The organism is Massilia sp. Root351 (assembly GCF_001425045.1).
GTDB lineage: Bacteria > Pseudomonadota > Gammaproteobacteria > Burkholderiales > Burkholderiaceae_D > Rugamonas.
This window is the reverse complement of the sequence record NZ_LMDJ01000021.1, coordinates 1-2,756: the sequence shown is the minus strand read 5'-3', so window position 1 is coordinate 2,756 and position 2,756 is coordinate 1. Positions and strand designations below refer to the sequence as shown.

General features: G+C 60.3%; 1 protein-coding gene. It reads right to left on the bottom strand.

What is annotated here, in order from left to right:
* Window positions 1–252: 252 nt before the first annotated feature.
* Window positions 253–2,583, bottom strand: a complete 2,331-nt coding sequence (locus ASD15_RS17250; protein ID WP_082551900.1) for a penicillin acylase family protein — start codon at window positions 2,581–2,583, stop codon at window positions 253–255.
* Window positions 2,584–2,756 lie beyond the last annotated feature (173 nt).

Below are 2,756 nucleotides of genomic sequence, written 5' to 3'. Positions count from 1 at the left end.
TTGAGCGTTTAATAATTTGAGCTAAGAGGCTTGCGCCTCCGGCATCATCATCAAACGCCCACACTTATCGAYTGTWAATTTTTAAAGAATTCTGCGTTACTTGCTGAAGCGTTTTGTTCAGCAGCAGAGAAGGAAGATTATGGGGCTTTTCGCTTCATCCGTCAACCCCTGTTTTTTTCCTTCATCCTGCGCTGCGGATGTTCAGCAGCGCGGGGACGGAATTATAGCCGCCCCCGCCCGGCAATTGCAAGACTAATTTTCCGTCAGCACTTTATGCTTGTAGCCTGCGTCGGTGCGGATCTGCGTGTCCGTGAATGGCAACCGGAAAAGCGCTTTGCGTCCGTACAGCGGCAGCTGGTCCGCATAGTGCGCAGACTTCGGATCGACCGACTGGCCGTAGACCAGCAAGCCCTTGGCCACCGGACCGGCCTGGTCGAAGCCCACCACCTGCACATAGCTGGTCCCCCAGTTGACGTTGGTATAGCCCGTAGCCTTCAGCTCCCCATCCATATTGATGGAATTGTAGGACCCATCGATGTCGCCAATACCGCCATGCAGCGGATAACGCTTACCGTTGCGGATCTCATTCTGGTAATCGCCAAGTCGGCCATACAGGGGCACGCCCTGTGCATTCAGCTTGGCCACGGCCGTGCGCAGCGCGTCCAGCATGGCCGGCTTGGCTGCGGCGGCCAGGCCGCGCGGAGTATTAACCGGGTCGGCAGCGTCGAACGGCACGGCCCACTTGTCCGGGATGCCGGCAGCCACATTCCAGAACTCTCGGAACAGCACCGCGCCCCGGCTATCGAGATCGACCTTACGGTCCCATATCATCAGCACCGCGCACGCCAGCAGCAGGTTCCGGTCGTTCGATGCCAGGCAGGCCGGCAGCAGCTCGGGCAGGACCAGCTCGGCGGCATGCACGCGGTTGGCAAACATCAGGCGCTGCAAGTCGTCGGTATTCAGGAAGCGCTCCTGGGTCAGCGCGGATTCCAGCTGCTTGAAGCCGATGCGCGTACGCAGTGTCTGCTCCACATCCGTCGAGCCGTACAGCGGCGAGTATCCATAAGGTGCGGGACCGGTGAGGAATTCGCGCGCATTGCTGAGCCAGTAGGCATCATTGGAATTGGCCACGTAATCCTGGCGCTCCTGCGCCGGCATATTGGCGCCGCCAAAAATCCCAGCGGGCGTGTCCGGATCCTGGCCCCATGCGCACTCGCTGCGCGCGCCGTCGAAGCCGACCAGGGCCGGTAACACCATGCAATCCGACAGGAATTTGTCCGCGCCCATATGCGGCACGGCACTGCCGTCCATGTACAGCGTGTTACCGTCCCGGTCCGCCGCTATCGTGTTCACCCACGGCAAGCCAGCGATGGCGTTGAGGCTACTCTTCACCGCTGCGACGTTGGACGCCTTGCCGATGGCCAGCCACTGCTGCACCAGGCGCGTATTGTTGCGGTTGGCGTCGCCCAGCACGAAGGCGGTAGTGGCGGTCCAGTCCACCCCCGCGTCCGGCATAACAATGACCGCGCCCTGCTTGCTGAAGTAGAAGGTCTTCTGCCTGGATGCCAGTGTGCCATCAGTCTGCAGGCTGTCGACCGACACGGTGCGCGAAGTCATCTTGAGCGGCGCGCCGTCATAGAAATATGTGGTGCCGGTGGGATCGGCAGGGTCCAGGTCGAGCTTGAAGGTAGTGAAATGCACCGCCTTGGTCACAGTATGGGTCCAGGCCATGTCCTTGTTGAAGCCGATGACCACGGCGGGCATGCCGCCCAGGCTGGCGCCCATGGCATCGTACTTTCCCGGCACTGTCAGGTGGATCTGGTAGAAACGGTCCGCGCTGTTCCATGGATAGTGGGGATTACCGAGCAGCAGCCCCCGTCCGTTGGCGCTGGCATCTTTGCCGATCGCGACACCGTTGCTGCCCACTCCGGCAGGCATACCCATCGGGATTTTACGGCTGGCCGGCGCCATGGTCTTGGCCAGGACAACAGCGGCCGACGGTTCGCGCGCGGCGGCGACAATTGCGCCGGCAAACGCTTCACCGGTGGCATGCAGCGCTTTTTCAGCGATCAGCAAATACATGTCATCCAGGCTCATGGGCTTGACCCAGGCGGCGCCTTTGCAGGCGGCGGGCAACGTGGCGGCGCGGTCACGCAGGTAGCGGTTATAGCCGGCCACGTAGCCGGTCAGGACATCGCGCACTTCCTGGGTGCTGGCAGCATAGCCGGCACGCAGTTGCTCCAGATCGAGATAGCCTTTGAAGAAGAAGTCGCTGTCCTCATTGCGCAGGTCGATGAAATCAAGCGCCGCTCCGTATTCCCCGTTCTTCGGTTTGGTGGCGTGCAGGTCGGGGCCGAAATAACGCGAGCGCTCGCCGCGCACTGTCAGCAGCGTGTCGGCCAGCATGCAAACATTGTCTTCTGCGTAGGCGTAAGCCAGCCCGTAGCCCAAGCTGCGGAAATCCGCCGCCTTGACGTGCACCACACCGTAGCTGGTGCGCGTGACGTCGCTGCGGAAGGACTCCGCCGCCACGCCAGTTGTCACCATTGCAGCCGCCAGCAGCCCGATTGCCCGTGTTCGCATGTCAACTCCTTTGCTAATTGATATTGCAAAAATCTTATCAGATAACAAAAGGATAATAGTTGTTTTTTCGGCTGCAAACGCAAAAAAGCCCCACCAGATCACTGGCGGGGCTTTTTCATATAACTAGCCTGACGATAACCTACTTTCACACTGGTTGCAGCACTATCATCGGC

Coding starts and splice junctions, on each gene's coding strand:
- ASD15_RS17250 (WP_082551900.1), bottom strand. CDS start 2,583: ATGCGAACACGGGCAATCGGGCTGCTGGCGGCTGCAATGGTGACAACT.